This is a genomic window from Gallaecimonas sp. GXIMD4217 (assembly GCF_038087665.1).
GTDB lineage: Bacteria > Pseudomonadota > Gammaproteobacteria > Enterobacterales > Gallaecimonadaceae > Gallaecimonas.
The window spans coordinates 825,930-842,507 of the sequence record NZ_CP149925.1 but is presented as its reverse complement, the minus strand read 5'-3'; the positions used below and the strand labels follow the sequence as shown (position 1 = coordinate 842,507).

General features: G+C 62.9%; 16 protein-coding genes and 2 tRNA genes. 3 read left to right on the top strand and 15 right to left on the bottom strand.

What is annotated here, in order from left to right; translation table 11 throughout:
• Positions 1 to 13: 13 nt before the first annotated feature.
• The 14 genes from pnp to rlmE all read right to left on the bottom strand — a co-directional run bounded on the left by pnp (position 14) and on the right by rlmE (position 14,493).
• Positions 14 to 2,149, bottom strand: coding sequence for a polyribonucleotide nucleotidyltransferase (pnp, locus tag WDB71_RS04130; protein WP_341503375.1), 2,136 nt, complete (start codon positions 2,147 to 2,149; stop codon positions 14 to 16).
• Between the two features lie 157 nt (positions 2,150 to 2,306).
• Positions 2,307 to 2,576, bottom strand: coding sequence for a 30S ribosomal protein S15 (rpsO, locus tag WDB71_RS04125; RefSeq protein ID WP_341503374.1), 270 nt, complete (start codon positions 2,574 to 2,576; stop codon positions 2,307 to 2,309).
• A gap of 98 nt (positions 2,577 to 2,674) precedes the next feature.
• Positions 2,675 to 3,613, bottom strand: coding sequence for a tRNA pseudouridine(55) synthase TruB (gene truB / locus WDB71_RS04120; RefSeq protein ID WP_341503373.1), 939 nt, complete (start codon positions 3,611 to 3,613; stop codon positions 2,675 to 2,677).
• Entirely contained in the window at positions 3,610 to 4,011 is a 402-nt protein-coding gene (gene rbfA, locus WDB71_RS04115) for a 30S ribosome-binding factor RbfA (protein ID WP_341503372.1), read from the bottom strand. The genes truB and rbfA overlap by 4 nt, the downstream gene beginning before the upstream one ends.
• Positions 4,012 to 4,076: 65 nt before the next feature.
• Positions 4,077 to 6,704 (bottom strand): translation initiation factor IF-2, encoded by a 2,628-nt coding sequence (infB, locus tag WDB71_RS04110; protein WP_341503371.1) that lies wholly within the window; start codon positions 6,702 to 6,704, stop codon positions 4,077 to 4,079.
• Between the two features lie 27 nt (positions 6,705 to 6,731).
• Entirely contained in the window at positions 6,732 to 8,243 is a 1,512-nt protein-coding gene (gene nusA, locus WDB71_RS04105) for a transcription termination factor NusA (protein ID WP_341503370.1), read from the bottom strand.
• A gap of 31 nt (positions 8,244 to 8,274) precedes the next feature.
• A complete protein-coding gene (gene rimP / locus WDB71_RS04100) occupies positions 8,275 to 8,730 on the bottom strand; it encodes a ribosome maturation factor RimP (RefSeq protein WP_341503369.1) in 456 nt (151 codons plus the stop codon).
• Between the two features lie 224 nt (positions 8,731 to 8,954).
• A tRNA-Met gene (locus WDB71_RS04095) sits at positions 8,955 to 9,031 on the bottom strand.
• Positions 9,032 to 9,089: 58 nt separating this feature from the next.
• Positions 9,090 to 9,176 (bottom strand) — tRNA-Leu (locus WDB71_RS04090).
• 7 nt (positions 9,177 to 9,183) lie between these two features.
• Positions 9,184 to 9,510, bottom strand: a complete 327-nt coding sequence (gene secG, locus WDB71_RS04085) for a preprotein translocase subunit SecG (protein WP_341503368.1) — start codon at positions 9,508 to 9,510, stop codon at positions 9,184 to 9,186.
• A 184-nt stretch (positions 9,511 to 9,694) separates the two neighbouring features.
• Positions 9,695 to 11,035 carry a phosphoglucosamine mutase gene (gene glmM, locus WDB71_RS04080; RefSeq protein ID WP_341503367.1) on the bottom strand — a complete coding sequence of 447 codons (1,341 nt, stop codon included), beginning with the start codon at positions 11,033 to 11,035 and terminating at the stop codon, positions 9,695 to 9,697.
• Positions 11,036 to 11,845, bottom strand: coding sequence for a dihydropteroate synthase (gene folP / locus WDB71_RS04075; protein WP_341503365.1), 810 nt, complete (start codon positions 11,843 to 11,845; stop codon positions 11,036 to 11,038).
• Between the two features lie 55 nt (positions 11,846 to 11,900).
• Positions 11,901 to 13,817, bottom strand: a complete 1,917-nt coding sequence (gene ftsH, locus WDB71_RS04070; RefSeq protein WP_341503364.1) for an ATP-dependent zinc metalloprotease FtsH — start codon at positions 13,815 to 13,817, stop codon at positions 11,901 to 11,903.
• Between the two features lie 46 nt (positions 13,818 to 13,863).
• Complete coding sequence (gene rlmE / locus WDB71_RS04065) at positions 13,864 to 14,493, bottom strand: 23S rRNA (uridine(2552)-2'-O)-methyltransferase RlmE (protein ID WP_341503363.1); 630 nt, start codon at positions 14,491 to 14,493, stop codon at positions 13,864 to 13,866.
• Positions 14,494 to 14,569: 76 nt separating this feature from the next.
• Between rlmE and yhbY the strand changes: the two genes are divergently transcribed.
• Entirely contained in the window at positions 14,570 to 14,863 is a 294-nt protein-coding gene (gene yhbY / locus WDB71_RS04060; protein WP_341503362.1) for a ribosome assembly RNA-binding protein YhbY, read from the top strand.
• A gap of 42 nt (positions 14,864 to 14,905) precedes the next feature.
• Here yhbY and greA read toward each other — a convergent pair whose 3' ends face one another.
• A complete protein-coding gene (greA, locus tag WDB71_RS04055; protein ID WP_341503361.1) occupies positions 14,906 to 15,382 on the bottom strand; it encodes a transcription elongation factor GreA in 477 nt (158 codons plus the stop codon).
• A 167-nt stretch (positions 15,383 to 15,549) separates the two neighbouring features.
• Here greA and WDB71_RS04050 point away from each other — a divergent pair, with 167 nt between their 5' ends.
• On the top strand, positions 15,550 to 15,804 hold the full coding sequence (locus WDB71_RS04050; RefSeq protein WP_341503360.1) for a hypothetical protein: 255 nt from the start codon (positions 15,550 to 15,552) through the stop codon (positions 15,802 to 15,804).
• Between the two features lie 90 nt (positions 15,805 to 15,894).
• Positions 15,895 to 16,566, top strand: coding sequence for an OmpA family protein (locus tag WDB71_RS04045; RefSeq protein ID WP_341503359.1), 672 nt, complete (start codon positions 15,895 to 15,897; stop codon positions 16,564 to 16,566).
• Positions 16,567 to 16,578 lie beyond the last annotated feature (12 nt).

The following is a 16,578-nucleotide window of genomic DNA, read 5'->3' as shown; positions in this document are numbered from 1 at the left end:
GCCTTTCTAGCCGTTATTCGCCGGCCGGCTGCTCTTGCTCGGCGGCTTCCTCGGCGGGGGCCTCGGCCTTGGGCATGGCTTCCTTCATGGACAGGCGTACCCGGCCCTGGCGGTCCACTTCCAGGCACTTGACCTTGACCTTGTCACCCACGTTGACGTAATCGGCAACGTTGTCGATGCGCTTGTCGGCCACCTGGGAGATGTGCACCAGGCCTTCCTTACCGGGCAGGATGGCGACGAAGGCACCGAAATCGACGATCTTGGTCACGGTACCGTCGTAGATGCGGCCCACTTCCACGTCGGCGGTCAGGGCCTCGATGCGGCTGATGGCATCCTGGGCCTGGGAGTTGTCGACGGCGGCGATCTTGATGGTGCCGTCGTCCTCGATCTCGATGGTGGTGCCGGTCTCTTCGGTCAGCTGACGGATGGTGGTACCGCCCTTGCCGATGACGTCGCGGATCTTCTCCGGGTTGATGCGCATCACGTGGATACGGGGCGCATAGTGGGAGATCTCCTCGCGGGGACCGGCCAGGGCCTGATCCATGACACCCAGGATGTGGATACGGGCGTCGTGGGCCTGCTTCAGGGCCACCTTCATGATGTCGCGGGTGATGCCTTCGATCTTGATGTCCATCTGCAGGGCGGTGACGCCTTCGCGGGAGCCGGCCACCTTGAAGTCCATGTCGCCCAGGTGATCTTCGTCACCCAAGATGTCGGACAGCACCACGTAGTTGTCGCCTTCCTTGACCAGGCCCATGGCGATACCGGCCACGGAGGCGGTGATCGGCACACCGGCGTCCATCAGGGCCAGGGAGGTACCGCACACGGAGGCCATGGAGGAAGAGCCGTTGGATTCGGTGATCTCGGAAACCACGCGCACCGTGTAGGGGAAGTCATCGCCCTTGGGCATCACGGCCAGCACGCCACGCTTGGCCAGGCGGCCGTGGCCGATCTCGCGGCGCTTGGGGCTGCCCATCATGCCGGTCTCGCCTACGCAGTAGGGAGGGAAGTTGTAGTGCATCAGGAAGCGGTCGGTGCGCTCGCCGGTGATCTCGTCGATGATCTGGGCGTCGCGCTCGGTGCCCAGGGTGGCGGTGACCAGGGCCTGGGTCTCGCCACGGGTGAAGATGGCGGAGCCGTGGGTACGGGGCAGCACGCCGGTGGCCACGTTCAGGGCGCGGACCATCTGCGGGTCACGGCCGTCGATGCGGGGCTCGCCGGCCAGGACGCGGCCACGAACCAGCTTCTTCTCGACCTTGGAGAAGATGTCACCGATCTCCTTGGCGCTCAGCTCGGCGTCATCGGCGGTCAGCTGCTCGACGATCTCGCTCTTCAGGGCGCCGATGGCGCTGTAGCGCTCCATCTTGTCGACGATGCGGTAGGCTTCGCCCAGACGGTCCCAGGCCAGCTCGGTGACCTTGTCCAGCAGGGCGGTGTTCTCGACAGGTGCCTGCCAGTCCCAACGGGGCTGGCCGGCTTCGGCGGCCAGCTCGTTGATGGCCTTGATGACGGTCTGCAGCTGCTCGTGACCGTACATCACGGCGTCCAGCATCACGTCTTCGTGCAGCAGTTCGGCTTCGGATTCCACCATCAACACGGCGCCTTCGGTACCGGCCACGACCAGATCCAGCTTAGAGCCGGCCAGCTCGTCACGAGTGGGGTTCAGTACGAAGTTATCGTTGATGTAACCAACACGGGCGGCACCGATGGGGCCGGCGAAGGGGATGCCGGACAGGGCCAGGGCCGCGGAGGTGCCGATCATGGCAACGATGTCCGGGCTCACCTGGGGGTTGACGGAGACCACGGTGGCAACCACCTGGACTTCGTTCTTGAAACCGTTGGGGAACAGCGGACGGATCGGCCTGTCGATGAGGCGAGCGGTCAGTGTCTCACCTTCGGAGGGACGGCCCTCACGCTTGAAGAAGCCACCCGGGATCTTACCAGCAGCGTAGGTCCTTTCCTGGTAGTTCACGGTCAGGGGGAAGAAATCGCGAGACTCGTCGGCTTCTTTCTTGCCAACCACGCTAACCAGCACGACGGTGTCGTCCATGCTGACCATGACGGCGGCGGAGGCTTGACGGGCGATGGCGCCGGTTTCGATGGTGACGGTGTGCTCACCGTACTGGAAGCTCTTGGTGATGGGATTCACTTTATGTTCCTTAGAGGCTTTTGCCTTGACTTTCTCTCTTTACAATCGCGGCTAAGTATACTGCAAGAAAAGGGCTTTTCGATAGCCTTTGCGCAAAATGTCACCACAATGAAAAAAGGGGCCAAAAGGCCCCTTTTTTCCAAGATCCGGTGTCGAATTAACGACGCAGACCCAGCTTGCTGATCAGCGCAGCGTAACGCTCAACGTCTTTCTTCTTCAGGTAGTCCAGAAGCTTACGACGCTGGGAAACCATGCGCAGCAGACCACGACGGCTGTGGTGATCTTTCTTGTGCTCTTTGAAGTGACCTTGCAGATCGTTGATCTGGGCGCTCAGCAGAGCAACCTGGACTTCCGGGGAACCGGTGTCGTTTTGACCACGGGCGAAATCAGCAACGATTTGAGCTTTCTGTTCAGCAGTTAGTGACATGTCTTTCTCCTAAAAGAGTGAATGTGGCACAGCCGATCACTAATTCAGCCATGCAGGCGCGGTAGTCTAGCACCGCCGCCAGGCGCTGCCAAGGACCATCAGGCCGTGGTCACCATGCGCCGCGGCGCGACCTTGCCGTCGTCGTCGATCTCGCCGACGCCGATGTAGTCCCTGCCCTCTCCCACGGTCAGGCGCACATGGCCCGCCAGGGGCGCACCGCTGACCTGGACCGCCTGGCCCTGGCGCAGGTAGAAGGCGGTGGATTCCTGCAGGTTGACCTCGGGCAGGTCCTGCACCGCCGTGTCCATGGGCAACAGCAGGGCGTCCAGGTACTGGCTGGGCGGCACCCCGTCTTCCCTGGCCTTGGCCAGCAGGCCTTCCAGGCGATCCAGGGTGACCATGCGCTCTATGGGGTAGCCGGATACGCCGGTACGACGCAGCTCGGCCACATGGGCGCCACAGCCCAGCACCTCGCCCAGGTCGTCGACCAGGGTACGGATGTAGGTGCCCTTGGAGCAGTGCACGTCCAGTTCCAGCTCGTCACCTTCGAAGCGGACCAGGGTCAGCTTGTAGATGGTGATGGGCCTGGCCTCCCGGGGCACCTCGATGCCCTCGCGGGCGTACTTGTACAGGGGCTTGCCCTGGTACTTGAGGGCCGAGTACATGCTCGGTACCTGCTCTATGGGGCCGCGGAACTGGTCCAGGGCCTCCAGCAGGTCAGCCAGCTCGACATTGACCGGCCGTTCGCTGACCACCTCACCGTCGGCGTCCGAGGTGGTGGTGCGCACCCCCAGCTTGGCCACTACGGTGTAGGCCTTGTCGGAGTCCAGCAGAAACTGGGAGAACTTGGTGGCCTCGCCGAAGCAGATCGGCAGCATGCCGGTGGCCAGGGGATCCAGGGCACCGGTGTGGCCGGCCTTCTGGGCAAAGTAGATGTACTTCACCTGCTGCAGGGCCTCGTTCGAGGACAGCCCCTTGGGCTTGTCCAGCAGCAGGATGCCGTCTACCGGGCGACCCTTGGGACGACGGCGGCTCATGCCTCGTCCTCCTCGTCGGAGCCGAAGCGCTCACGCTTGGCCTCGTCCTCGGCGATGGCCTGGGACACCTTGTTGGACAGCTTCATGCCGTCGATGAGGGAGGTGTCGTGGACGAACTTGAGCTCCGGCACCACCCGCATGCGCACCCGGGAGCCAATCAGGCTGCGGATGTAGGGGGTGGCCTCACGCAGGCCCCGCAGGGACTCGCGCAGCTTCTCTTCGTCCTGCTCGAACAGGGTGACATAGACCTTGGCGTGGGACAGATCCCGGCTCACCTCGACGCTGGACACTGTGACCATGCCGATGCGGGGGTCCTTGACCTCCCGTTGCAGGATCAGCGCCACTTCACGCTGGATCTCCTGGCCGACACGGCGGGTACGACTGAATTCTTTTGCCATGATATTTCGCCTTTTCAGACACGAACGGGGGCACTGGGCCCCCGTCCTTGAAACGCCCTGAGTGCTTACAGGGTCCGTTCGACCTGGACCGTCTCGAAGACTTCGATCTGGTCGCCGACGCGAACGTCGTTGTAGTTCTTCACGCCGATACCACATTCGTAACCGGCGCGGACCTCGTTGACGTCATCCTTGAAGCGGCGCAGGGATTCCAGCTCGCCTTCGTAGATGACCACGTTGTCACGCAGCACGCGGATGGGGGCGGAACGCTTGACCACACCTTCGGTGACCATACAGCCGGCCACGGCGCCGATCTTCGGTGCCTTGAACACGTCGCGGACCTCGGCCAGGCCGATGATCTCCTGCTTGAACTCGGGCGCCAGCATGCCGGTCATGGCCTGCTTGACCTCGTCCAGCAGCTCGTAGATGACGCTGTAGTAGCGCAGATCCAGGCTCTCGGCCTCGACCACCTTACGGGCGCTGGCATCGGCACGGACGTTGAAGCCCAGCACGATGGCGTTGGAGGCGGCGGCCAGGGTGGCGTCGGTCTCGGTGATACCACCGACACCGGAGCCGACGATGTTCACCTTCACCTCGTCGGTGCTGAGCTTCAGCAGAGAGTCGGAGATGGCTTCCACGGAGCCCTGTACGTCGGCCTTCAATACCACGTTCAGCTCGGCGACCTCGCCCTCGGCCATGTTGGCGAACATGTTCTCCAGCTTGGCCTTCTGCTGGCGGGCCAGCTTGACGTCGCGGAACTTGCCCTGGCGATAGAGGGCAACCTCGCGGGCCTTCTTCTCGTCACGTACCACCGTGGCTTCGTCACCGGCGGCGGGTACACCGCTCAGGCCGAGGATTTCCACCGGGATGGAGGGACCGGCTTCCTTGATCTCCTTGCCGTATTCGTCACGCATGGCACGAACCCGGCCGTACTCCAGGCCGCAGAGGACGACGTCGCCCTGCTTGAGGGTACCGGACTGGACCAGCACGGTGGCAACCGGGCCACGGCCCTTGTCGAGGCGGGATTCGATGACCACACCGGAGGCCATGCCTTCTTCGACGGCGGTCAGCTCCAGCAGTTCGGACTGCAGCAGGATGCCGTCCAGCAGGTCGTCGATGCCCTGGCCGGTCTTGGCGGACACGTGCACGAACTGCACGTCGCCACCCCAGTCTTCCGGCAGTACGTCCAGCTGGGCCAGTTCGTTCTTGACCCGATCCGGATCCGCTTCCGGCTTGTCGCACTTGTTGACGGCGACGATCAGCGGTACGCCGGCGGCCTTGGCGTGCTGGACCGCTTCCTTGGTCTGGGGCATGACGCCGTCATCGGCGGCCACCACCAGTATCACGATATCGGTGGCCTTGGCACCACGGGCACGCATGGCGGTAAAGGCGGCGTGACCCGGGGTATCCAGGAAGGTGATCATGCCCTTCTCGTGCTCGACGTGGTAGGCACCGATGTGCTGGGTGATGCCACCGGCCTCGCCTGCGGCGATCTTGGCCTGACGGATGTAGTCCAGCAGCGAGGTCTTACCATGGTCGACGTGACCCATGATGGTGACCACGGGGGCACGGGGCTCGGCCTGGGCTTCGGTGTCGCGATCGGACAGCACCGCCTCTTCCAGCTCGTTCTCCTTGCGCAGCACCACCTTGTGGCCCATCTCCTCGGCGACCAGCTGAGCGGTCTCCTGGTCGATGACCTGGTTGATGGTGGCCATGGCGCCCATCTTCATCATCGCCTTGATGACCTCGGTGGCCTTGACGGCCATCTTGCTGGCCAGCTCGCCGACGGTGACGGTCTCGCCGATGACCACTTCACGGGTCACGGGCTGGGCCGGCTTGTTGAAGCCGTGCTGCATGGAAGACGGGGTACGGCCCTTGACGCGGCGGCCACGGGTACGGCGATCGGACTCACGCTCACGGCGGTCGTTGCCACGCTTGCCGCCCTTCTTGGCGCGACGGCGTCCTTCGGATTCGCGGTCGGCCTGGGCTTCGGCTTCCTTGACGTAGGTGCTGGACTTCTCGTCCTCTTCCACCTTCTTGGCCTTCTTGGCTTCCTCGGCCAGGCGCTTTTCGCTTTCCTCGGCCAGGCGGCGGGCTTCTTCCTCGGCCTTGCGGGCGTCCTCTTCGGCCTTGCGCAGGGCTTCCTGCTCCTGGGCCTTCTTGAGGGCCTCGGCTTCCGCCTTCAGGCGCTGGGCCTCGGCGTCGTCCTTCTTGCTCGCCTTGGGCTGCTCGGCCTTCTTGGCCTTGGCGGCTTCCTTGCGGGCCTTTTCCTCGGCTTCACGCTTGGCCTTTTCCTCGGCCTCTCGCTTGGCACGCTCTTCGGCCTCGCGCTTGGCCTTTTCCTCGGCCTCACGCTTGGCAGCCTCTTCGGCCTCGATGCGGGCCTGCTCTTCTACGGCACTGCGCTTGACGTAGGTGCGCTTCTTGCGCACCTCTACCTGAACGGCCTTGGCCTTGCCGCCAGCACCCTGCACGGACAGGGTGCTCTTGGACTTGCGGGTCAGGGTCAGCTTGCTGGGCTCGGCGGCATCGCCGCCGTGCTGCTGCTTGAGGTGGTTGAGCAGTTGGGTCTTTTCCTCTTCGCTCACCGCATCACCGGCGGACTTCTTGAAGCCCACTTCGGCAAACTGTTGGATCAGGCGATCAACCGGCGTACCTACATCAGTGGCAAGTTTTTCAACTGTGACATCTGCCATTTAATTCTTTCCTCCGTTTGATCCCGTTTATGCCTCGCTCTCATCGCCGAACCAGCAGATGTTGCGGGCGGCCATGATCAGCTCACCGGCTTTCTCTTCATCCAGTTCTTCGATGTCGGCGAGGTCGTCGATACCTTGCTCGGCCAGATCTTCCAGGGTGGCAATCCCCTTGCTGGCCAGGACGAAGGCCAGGTGACGTTCCAGGCCTTCCAGATTCAGTAGGTCTTCGGACGGCTCGGCGCCTTCCAGAGACTCTTCGGTGGCCAGGGCTGCGGTGGTCAGTGCCGCCTTGGCACGGCTGCGCAGCTCTTCGACCAGGTCCTCGTCCATGCCGTCGATTTCCATGAATTCGGCAACAGGCACGTAGGCGATTTCTTCCAGGGTGGAGAAACCTTCTTCCACCAGCAGGCCGGCCAGATCATCGTCGATGTCCAGCTTGGCCTTGAAGCCTTCGATGAGTTTCTCGGCTTCGGCCTGGTGCTTCTTGTTCATGTCCTCGACGGTCATGACGTTCAGGTTCCAGCCGCTCAGCTGGCTGGCCAGGCGCACGTTCTGGCCGCCGCGGCCGATGGCCTGGGCCAGGTTGCTCTCTTCCACGGCGATGTCCATGGAGTTGGCGTCTTCGTCGACGATGATGCTGGCCACGTCGGCCGGCGCCATGGCGTTGATGACGAACTGGGCCGGGTTGTCGTCCCACAGCACGATGTCGACACGTTCGCCATCCAGCTCACCGGACACGGCCTGGACGCGGGCACCGCGCATGCCGACACAGGCACCGACCGGGTCGATACGGCGATCGTTGGTCTTGACGGCGATCTTGGCGCGGCTGCCCGGGTCGCGGGCGGCGCCCTTGAGTTCGATCAGCTCTTCGCCGATTTCCGGCACCTCGATGCGGAACAGCTCGGTCAGCATGGCCGGCTTGGTGCGGCTCAGGAACAGCTGGGCGCCACGGGCTTCGGGCTTGACCGCGTACAGCAGGGCACGGATGCGGTCGCCGGGACGGAAGCTTTCCCGCGGCAGCATGTCGTCGCGATAGAGGATGGCTTCGGCATTGTTGCCGAGATCGACGATGACGCTGTCGCGGTTGCTCTTCTTGACCACGCCGGTGACCAGCTCGCCGACGCTGTCTTCGAACTGCTCCACCACCTGGGCACGCTCGGCCTCACGGACCTTCTGCACTATGACCTGCTTGGCGGTCTGGGTGGTGATACGGTCAAAGGTGATGGACGCGATCTGCTCTTCGACGAAATCGCCGACCTGCAGGTTGTCGTCCTCTTCCATGGCGCGGGCGGCGGACAGGGAGATCTCCCGGAAGGGATGCTCCAGGCCTTCATCGCTGTCTTCAACGATGGCCCAGCGGCGGAAGGTGTCGAAGTCGCCGGTCTTACGGTCGATGGCAACGCGCACTTCGATGTCGCCTTCGTATTTTTTTTTGGTGGCTGTCGCCAGGGCCGTTTCCAGGGCCTGGAAAATCTTTTCCCGCGGCACCGCCTTCTCGTTGGAAACCGCATCGACAACCAGCAGAATTTCTTTGTTCATAACTGATGCCTCGTTACACCTTTGCCGTATTTCAATAAGTGGGAACCAGGTTGGCCTTTTCGATATTGCTGAAGGCGAAACTCTCTTCCTTGCCTTCATAAGCCAAGCGGATCATGTCACCTTCCACGGTCACCAGCCGCCCCTTGAACTTGCGCCGGCCGCCCATGGGAACGACAAGGCGGAATTCGATGTCATTGCCGACAAAACGCTCGTAATGGGCCGGCACGAACAGGGGTCGATCGGAGCCCGGTGAGGACACTTCCAGGTTGTATTCACCGGTGATGGGATCTTCGACATCCAGAACAGCGCTGACCTGATGACTCACCTCGGCGCAGTTGTCCACGGTGATGCCGTCTTCGTGGTCGATATAAAGACGCACAGTGGAGTGCCGGCCGGCACGAATATGTTCGATGCCCAGCAGCTCGAAGCCCAGGGCTTCCACTGCCGGACGCAGCATGTCGGTCAATTGGTGTTCCAGCTTTGCCAAAGAGTACCCCCTTCACAAACAAAAAAAGGGCAATATTGCCCAGTCCATGCGACGCCAGCCTCTGAGACTTCGCCGCTAAGCATAGCCCATCCCCGGATCGCTTTTCCGGGGCACAGACAGCAAAAAGCCCCGAGCGATGCGGGGCTTTTATCAACCAGAAGTTGAGTGCCGGAAACCGGCTGACCCCGCACGGGGTCTGGGCCTGCCACAGTGTGACAAGAATTTGGTTGCGGGGGCCGGATTTGAACCGACGACCTTCGGGTTATGAGCCCGACGAGCTACCAGGCTGCTCCACCCCGCGCCAAACTGGCCTGCATCTTAACTAACCTGATGTTTTACTTCAAGTCAGGATGCGAACTTGGTGCCGAGAGCGGGACTTGAACCCGCACGCCCTTTCGAGCACTACCCCCTCAAGATAGCGTGTCTACCAATTCCACCATCTCGGCAAATTCTTTAGTTGGTCGGAACGTCCGAACCGTCTTGCGGCGCTTGCTGTACTTCTTCTACAGCAGGCTGTTCCAGGTTTTGCCATTCAGTATCAGGCTTGGCCCTGTTGGCTGTCATATTACCCAGCACCAGGCTAAGGGTAAAAAAGGCAACCGCCGCTATTGCGGTGGAGCGTGACAAGAAATTGCCAGAACCGCTCGCACCAAAAACCGTATTTGAGGCCCCTGCTCCAAAGGACGCACCCATGTCGGCGCCTTTGCCTTGCTGGATAAGCACCAGACCGATCAGGGCCAGCGCCACGAGCAGGTAAACCACTAACAACACTTCGTACATATCAGTAGCTTCCCGTCTCCGGCAGGCCTTTCCTGCCGCGCGCTGATTGTCTCAGATTGACAATCACTGTCAAGGACAAGGCCTCATGGCCACTCCTTGAAAGCGGGGCAGATACTATCGAATGCCCCCCAGGCTGACAAGGGGGAAATGCGGAAAAAGCCGCATTTCCCTTTCAAGTGCCGATTTATTGGGCAGCCGCCTGCACCTGTCCAGCGATGCGCTCGGCGCAGTCGTTGACCTGCTGGGCATCGCGGCCTTCCACCATCACCCGGATCAGCGGCTCGGTACCGGATTTCCTGAGCAGCACCCGGCCCGCCTCGCCCAGCTCCAATTCCACCTCGGCCACCACAGTCTTGACCGGCTCGGCGGCCAGCGGATCCTGGCCCTTCTGGAAACGGACATTGATCAGCTTCTGGGGATACTTGGGCATGGCCGCCGCCAGCTCGGCCAGCTTGTGGCCGGACTGGATCACCGCCGCCAGCACCTGCAGGGCCGCCACCACGCCGTCACCTGTGGTGGTGTGATCCAGGCTGATGATGTGCCCGGAGGACTCGCCCCCCAGTTGCCAGCCATGTTTCTTCAGCAGCTCCAGCACATAGCGGTCGCCGACCTTGGCACGGACGAAGTCGATACCCAGGGCCTTGAGGGCCACCTCCATGCCCAGGTTGGACATCAGGGTACCGACCACGCCGCCGACCAGCTCGCCCCTGTCGTGCAGATGCTTGGCGATGATGAAGATCAGCTGGTCGCCGTCGACCAGTTTTCCTTGGTGATCCACCATCATCAGGCGGTCGCCGTCACCGTCCAGGGCGATGCCCATGTCGGCGCGCAGCTCCACCACCTTGGCGGCCATGGCCTTGGTGTCGGTGGCGCCGACGCCATCGTTGATGTTGAAGCCATCCGGGGCCACGCCCATGGGGATCACCTCGGCGCCCAGCTCACGCAGTACCGCCGGGGCTATGTGGTAGGTGGCGCCATGGGCGCAGTCCACCACCAGGCGCAGGCCGCGCAGGGACAGCTGGGACGGGAAGTTGGACTTGCAGAATTCGATGTAGCGGCCGGCGGCGTCGTCCAGGCGCCTGGCCTTGCCCAGCTTCTCGGAACTGATGCCGGTCATGGGCTTGTCCAGTTCGGTCTCGATGGCCAGCTCCACCTCGTCCGGCAGCTTGGTGCCGTCGGCGGAGAAGAACTTGATGCCGTTGTCGTGGTAGGGATTGTGGGAGGCGCTGATGACGATACCGGCCTCGGCCCTGAAAGTCCGGGTCAGGTAGGCCACGGCCGGGGTCGGCATGGGGCCCAGCAGCTCGATGTCCAGGCCGGCGGCGGACAGGCCCGCCTCCAGGGCCGATTCCAGCATGTAGCCGGAGATGCGGGTGTCCTTGCCGATCAGCACCTTGTTGGTGCCCTGGCGCGCCAGCACCTTGCCGGCGGCAAAGCCCAGCCTGAGGGCAAATTCGGGGGTGATGGGAAATTCGCCGACGCGGCCGCGCACGCCGTCGGTACCGAAATATTTGCGACTGCTCACTTAAACTGACTCCGTGATGGTGGCCTGCCAGACCCTGAGAACATCCATGGTGGCCTGGACATCATGAACGCGAATGATATCAGCCCCGTGCTGGGCTGCAATGAGGGCGCCGGCCAGGGAGCCGGCCAGGCGCTGATCGGTATCCCGGCCCAGAAGGCCGCCGATCATGGACTTGCGGGACAGTCCCACCAGCAGCGGCAGCTCCATCACCCGCAGATCCCGCAGGCGGTTGAGCAGCTGGTAGTTGTGCTGCAGGGTCTTGCCGAACCCAAAGCCCGGATCCAGCAGCAAGCGCTGACGCTCGATGCCGGCCGCCTCGCAGGCGCGGATCCGCTCGCCAAGGAAGGCGGCCACCTCCTTGACCACGTCCTGGTATTGGGGCGCCTGCTGCATGGTGCGGGGCTGGCCCTGCATGTGCATCAGGCAGATCAGGGCGTCGCTGTCCGCCACCGCCGCCAGGGCACCGGGCTGCTGCAGGGCGCGCACGTCGTTGATCATGTCGGCCCCCGCGGCCAGGGCGGCGCCCATCACCTCGGGCTTGGAGGTGTCGATGGACACCTTGACGTCGAACCTGGCCTTGACGGCCTCAAGCACGGGGATCACCCGCGCCAGCTCGTCTTCGACGCTGACCTCGGCGGCACCGGGGCGGGTGGACTCGCCGCCGATATCCAGCCAGTGGGCGCCTTCGGCGACCAGCCTTTCGGCCTGGGCCAGGGCGGCGTCCCGGCCCTGGAAACGGCCGCCGTCGGAAAAGGAGTCCGGGGTGACATTGATGATCCCCATGACCTGGGGCAGTGGCGTGGCTTTCATGGTCTTTCTTCTTGCTTGATAACAAAACCCCGAGGCTGGCCTCGGGGTTTTTCACTTAGTTGGCAGGCGCTTCCTTGCCGGTGGAGTCCAGCGGCTTGTCGCCAGTGCCGGCGGAGGGCGGCTGGTCGTCGGCCTTGGGCGGCTCCCAGTCGGCCGGCTCGCGCACGTCGCGGCGCTCCATGAGGTCATCGATCTGCTTGGCGTCGATGGTCTCGTACTTCATCAGCGCATCCTTCATGGCATGGAGGATATCCATGTTGTCTTCGAGGATGCGGCGGGCACGGTCATAGTTGCGGTCGATGACGTGCTTGACCTCCTCGTCGATGATACGGGCGGTCTCGTCGGACATGTGCTTGGCCTTGGCCACGGAGCGACCCAGGAACACCTCGCCGTCCTCTTCCGTATAGAGCAGCGGCCCCAGCTTCTCGGACAGGCCCCACTGGGTCACCATCTTGCGGGCGATGTCGGTGGCCCGCTCGATGTCGTTGGAGGCGCCGGTGGTCACCATCTCGCTGCCGAAGATGACTTCCTCAGCGATACGGCCGCCGAACAGGCTGGAAATCATGCTCTCCAGCTGCTGCTTGGAGTGGCTGACCCTGTCCCGCTCGGGCAGGTACATGGTCACACCCAGGGCGCGGCCGCGGGGAATGATGGAAACCTTGTAGACGGGATCGTGCTCCGGCACCAGGCGACCGACGATGGCATGGCCGGCCTCGTGGTAGGCGGTCATTTCCTTCTCTTTCTCGGTCATCACCATGGAGCGGCGCTCGGCGCCCATCATGATCTTGTCCTTGGCCTTCTCGAATTCGCCCATGCCCACCAGACGCTTGTTGGTGCGGGCGGCGAACAGAGCGGCCTCGTTGACCAGGTTGGCCAGATCGGCACCGCTGAAGCCGGGGGTACCGCGGGCGATGACGGCCGGATCGACATCGTCACCTATGGGCACCTTGCGCATGTGCACCTTGAGGATGTGCTCACGGCCACGGACGTCGGGCAGGCCGACCACCACCTGGCGGTCGAAGCGGCCGGGACGCAACAGGGCCGGATCCAGCACGTCGGGCCTGTTGGTGGCGGCGATGACGATGATGCCCTCGTTGCCTTCGAAGCCGTCCATCTCCACCAGCATCTGGTTGAGGGTCTGCTCGCGTTCGTCGTGACCGCCGCCCAGGCCGGCGCCACGCTGGCGGCCGACGGCGTCGATCTCGTCGATGAAGATGATGCAAGGGGCGGCCTTCTTGGCCTGCTCGAACATGTCGCGGACCCGGGAGGCACCCACGCCCACGAACATTTCCACGAAATCGGAGCCGGAAATGGTGAAGAAGGGCACCTTGGCCTCGCCGGCAATGGCCTTGGCCAGCAGGGTCTTACCGGTACCGGGCGGGCCCACCATCAGCACGCCCTTGGGGATCTTGCCGCCCAGCTTCTGGAACTTGCTGGGGTCCTTGAGGTAGTCCACCAGCTCGGCCACTTCCTCCTTGGCCTCGTCGACACCGGCCACGTCGGCAAAGGTGGTCTTGACCTGATCCTCGGACAGCAGGCGGGCCTTGGACTTGCCGAAGGACATGGCGCCCTTGCCGCCACCGCCCTGCATCTGGCGCATGAAGAAGATCCAGACGCCGATCAACAGCAGCATGGGGAACCAGGACACGAAGATGTTGGCCAGGAAGCTCGGCTTCTCCGGCTCCACGCCCCAGGTGGGCACGCCCTTCTTGGAAAGCTGGTTGATCAGATCCTTGTCGTAGCCACCAGGAATGACGGTGTTGAAACGGCTGCCGTCGCTGCGCACGCCGTTGATGACACCGTCCCGGCTGACCCGGGCTTCACGGATGGTGCCCTTGTCCACCGCCTCGATGAACTGGGTGTAGTTCATGCCGCGGTCGGCGCTTTCGGGGCCATTGAAGCTCTGGAACACGGCCATCAGCACCACGGCAATGACCAGCCAGAGAATGAGATTTTTCGCCATATCGCTCAAGTTAAGTACCTCTTAACGCAGTGGGCGCCAGGTCGGGGCCAGCGTACTATATCTTGTAGCCTGTAGCCACAATGTATACCTCCCGGGACCGGGGCCTGGACGAATCCGGCTTGCGGATCCGCACCGTGGTGAACGCCTGGCGCACATCGCGCAGGTACTCGTCAAAGCCTTCCCCCTGAAACACTTTGACCACGAAACTGCCGTTTCGTCCCAGCACCTGGTGGCACATGTCCAGGGCCAGCTCCACCAGGTACATGGCCCTTGGCTGGTCCACGTCCTTGGTGCCGCTCATGTTTGGCGCCATGTCGGACATGACCACGTCCACCTGCTGGCCGCCGACCCGCTCCAGCAGGGCGTTGAGCACCGCTTCGTCGCGGAAGTCGCCCTGCAGGAAGTCGACCCCGGGCAGGGAATCCATGGGCAGGATGTCACAGGCGATCACCCTGCCCTTGTCGCCGACGATCTCGGTGGCGTACTGGGACCAGCCGCCAGGGGCCGCCCCCAGGTCCACCACCGTCATGCCGGGACGGAGCAGCTTGTCGCGCAGCTGGATCTCCTCGAGCTTGAACACGGCACGGGAGCGCAGGCCCTTCTTCTGGGCCTCCTGCACGAATCTGTCATCAAAATGCTCTTTCAACCAGCGTCTTGAACTGGCCGAGCGCTTCTTTTTACCCATCAGAGCCTCGCGGGTATTCGTATTCTTAGGTAAATGGCGATAAAATTCGGCTTTTCAACCCAACAGAGCGTGAATCATGGAGCTGACGCCGAAACAAAGGCAATTTCTCAAGGGGCAGGCCCATTCGCTCAAGCCGGTGGTGCTGCTGGGCGCCAATGGCCTGACCGAGGGTGTGCTTGCCGAGATCGACCAGGCACTGTCACACCATGAGCTGATCAAGGTGAAGGCCGCCACCCGTGACCGGGAACTGAAGATGGCCATCTATGAGACCATCGCCAAGGAGCTGGGCGCCGCCCAGGTCCAGGTCATAGGTCACATCCTGGTCTTCTACCGGCCCGCCGAGGAGCCTGTCATCAGCTTGCCCCGATAAAGAAAGCCGCCCCCGAGGCGGCTTTCTTTTTGCCCTTGGCCGTCAGAGGTACTGGACCTCGACCACTTCGTATTCCTTGATGCCGGACGGGGTCTGCACCTGCACCAGATCGTCCAGCTCCTTGCCGACCATGGCCCGGGCGATGGGCGAGCTGACCGAGATCAGGTGCTGCTTGATGTCGGCTTCGTCGTCGCCGACGATGCGGTAGGTCACTTCCTCATCGGTTTCCAGGTTCAGCATGGTCACTGTGGCACCGAAAATCACCTTGCCGTTGTTGGCCAGCTTGGTGACATCGATGATCTGGGCGTTGGACAGCTTGGCCTCGATCTCCTGGATGCGGCCTTCACAGAAGCCCTGCTGCTCGCGGGCGGCATGGTACTCGGCGTTTTCCTTCAGATCACCCAGCTCACGTGCCGTGGCAATGGCTTCGATGATCTGGGGACGAAGCACGGACTTGAGGTGCTTCAGCTCTTCCCGCAGCTGCTCGGCACCTTGCGCGGTCATGGGAATGGGATTCATAGCGTCTCCAGAGGCAACAAAAAGCCCGATGCCACCGGGGGCGGCATCAGGTCTGATAGCGTTATTCAGGACATTTTACGCAAAAAGGCGAAACTGATCACCTCCACGGCGAGACGGGTCTGGAACTGGGGCTACACTTGCTTTGAACAGCCTTTGGAGTCACGCCAGTGCCAGCCACCACGCATAACGGCCAATCGGAACGCCGCCGGGAAAGCCGCTCACTCAGGGACAACTTCGACCTGCTCGACGAGCCGCAGCTCGACGCCGTCTACGCCCTGATGAAGGTCGGCGCCCAGCTGCTGTTCGTTCGCAACGCCGTCTACTGCCCTTTGGCCATCCTCAGCCATGACGGCAACTACATCACGGTGGATGCCTCCGGCGAGATCGATCTGCACCCCGCCATCCACATCAGAACTCACTGAATTTTCACTGAACCAGACCAGGACAGGGGCTTTGCCCTTGGCTACCCTCTGTTTAGACTCGTCCCATGGACTAGAGGGAGATCTGTACCCATGAAAGCGACATCCCGCAACGCACTTACCCTGGCCCTGGCCGGCACCCTGGCCCTGGCCGGCTGTACCACCGTCGACCCCAACACGGGTGAACGCACCACCAACAAGACCGCCACCGGCGCCACCATAGGTGCCATCGCCGGTGCCGTACTGGGTAAATCCACCGGCAGCCACCACAGGGACAGGGCCATAGTGGGTGCCGCCATCGGCGCCCTGGCCGGTGCCGCCGTCGGCAACTACATGGACAAGCAGGAAAAGGAACTGCGCCAGCAGACCGCCGGCACCGGTATCGACGTGGAGCGCCAGGGCGACAACCTGCTGCTGACCCTGCCCGACGGCATCACCTTCGACGTCAACCGCTCCGAGGTGAAGCCCGAGTTCCACGCCATCCTCAACGACCTGTCCGACACCCTGCGTCGTTACAACAAGACCATGATCGAAATCGCCGGCCACACCGACAGCACGGGTGCCGCCACCTACAACCAGACCCTGTCGGAAAACCGGGCCGACTCGGTGCGCGGCTACATGGTCCGCCGCGGTGTCATGGCCGAGCGGATCCACACCACCGGCTTCGGTGAGACCAGGCCCATCGCCAGCAACGCCACCGCCGATGGCCGCGCCAGGAACCGCCGGGTGGAGATCGAACTGATCCCCCTGGTTGAAGAGCAGTAAGGCCCAAGGGCG

Coding starts and splice junctions, on each gene's coding strand:
- rpsO (WP_341503374.1), bottom strand. CDS start 2,576: ATGTCACTAACTGCTGAACAGAAAGCTCAAATCGTTGCTGATTTCGCC.
- truB (WP_341503373.1), bottom strand. CDS start 3,613: ATGAGCCGCCGTCGTCCCAAGGGTCGCCCGGTAGACGGCATCCTGCTG.
- rbfA (WP_341503372.1), bottom strand. CDS start 4,011: ATGGCAAAAGAATTCAGTCGTACCCGCCGTGTCGGCCAGGAGATCCAG.
- infB (WP_341503371.1), bottom strand. CDS start 6,704: ATGGCAGATGTCACAGTTGAAAAACTTGCCACTGATGTAGGTACGCCG.
- nusA (WP_341503370.1), bottom strand. CDS start 8,243: ATGAACAAAGAAATTCTGCTGGTTGTCGATGCGGTTTCCAACGAGAAG.
- secG (WP_341503368.1), bottom strand. CDS start 9,510: ATGTACGAAGTGTTGTTAGTGGTTTACCTGCTCGTGGCGCTGGCCCTG.
- folP (WP_341503365.1), bottom strand. CDS start 11,845: ATGAAAGCCACGCCACTGCCCCAGGTCATGGGGATCATCAATGTCACC.
- rlmE (WP_341503363.1), bottom strand. CDS start 14,493: ATGGGTAAAAAGAAGCGCTCGGCCAGTTCAAGACGCTGGTTGAAAGAG.
- yhbY (WP_341503362.1), top strand. CDS start 14,570: ATGGAGCTGACGCCGAAACAAAGGCAATTTCTCAAGGGGCAGGCCCAT.
- greA (WP_341503361.1), bottom strand. CDS start 15,382: ATGAATCCCATTCCCATGACCGCGCAAGGTGCCGAGCAGCTGCGGGAA.
- WDB71_RS04045 (WP_341503359.1), top strand. CDS start 15,895: ATGAAAGCGACATCCCGCAACGCACTTACCCTGGCCCTGGCCGGCACC.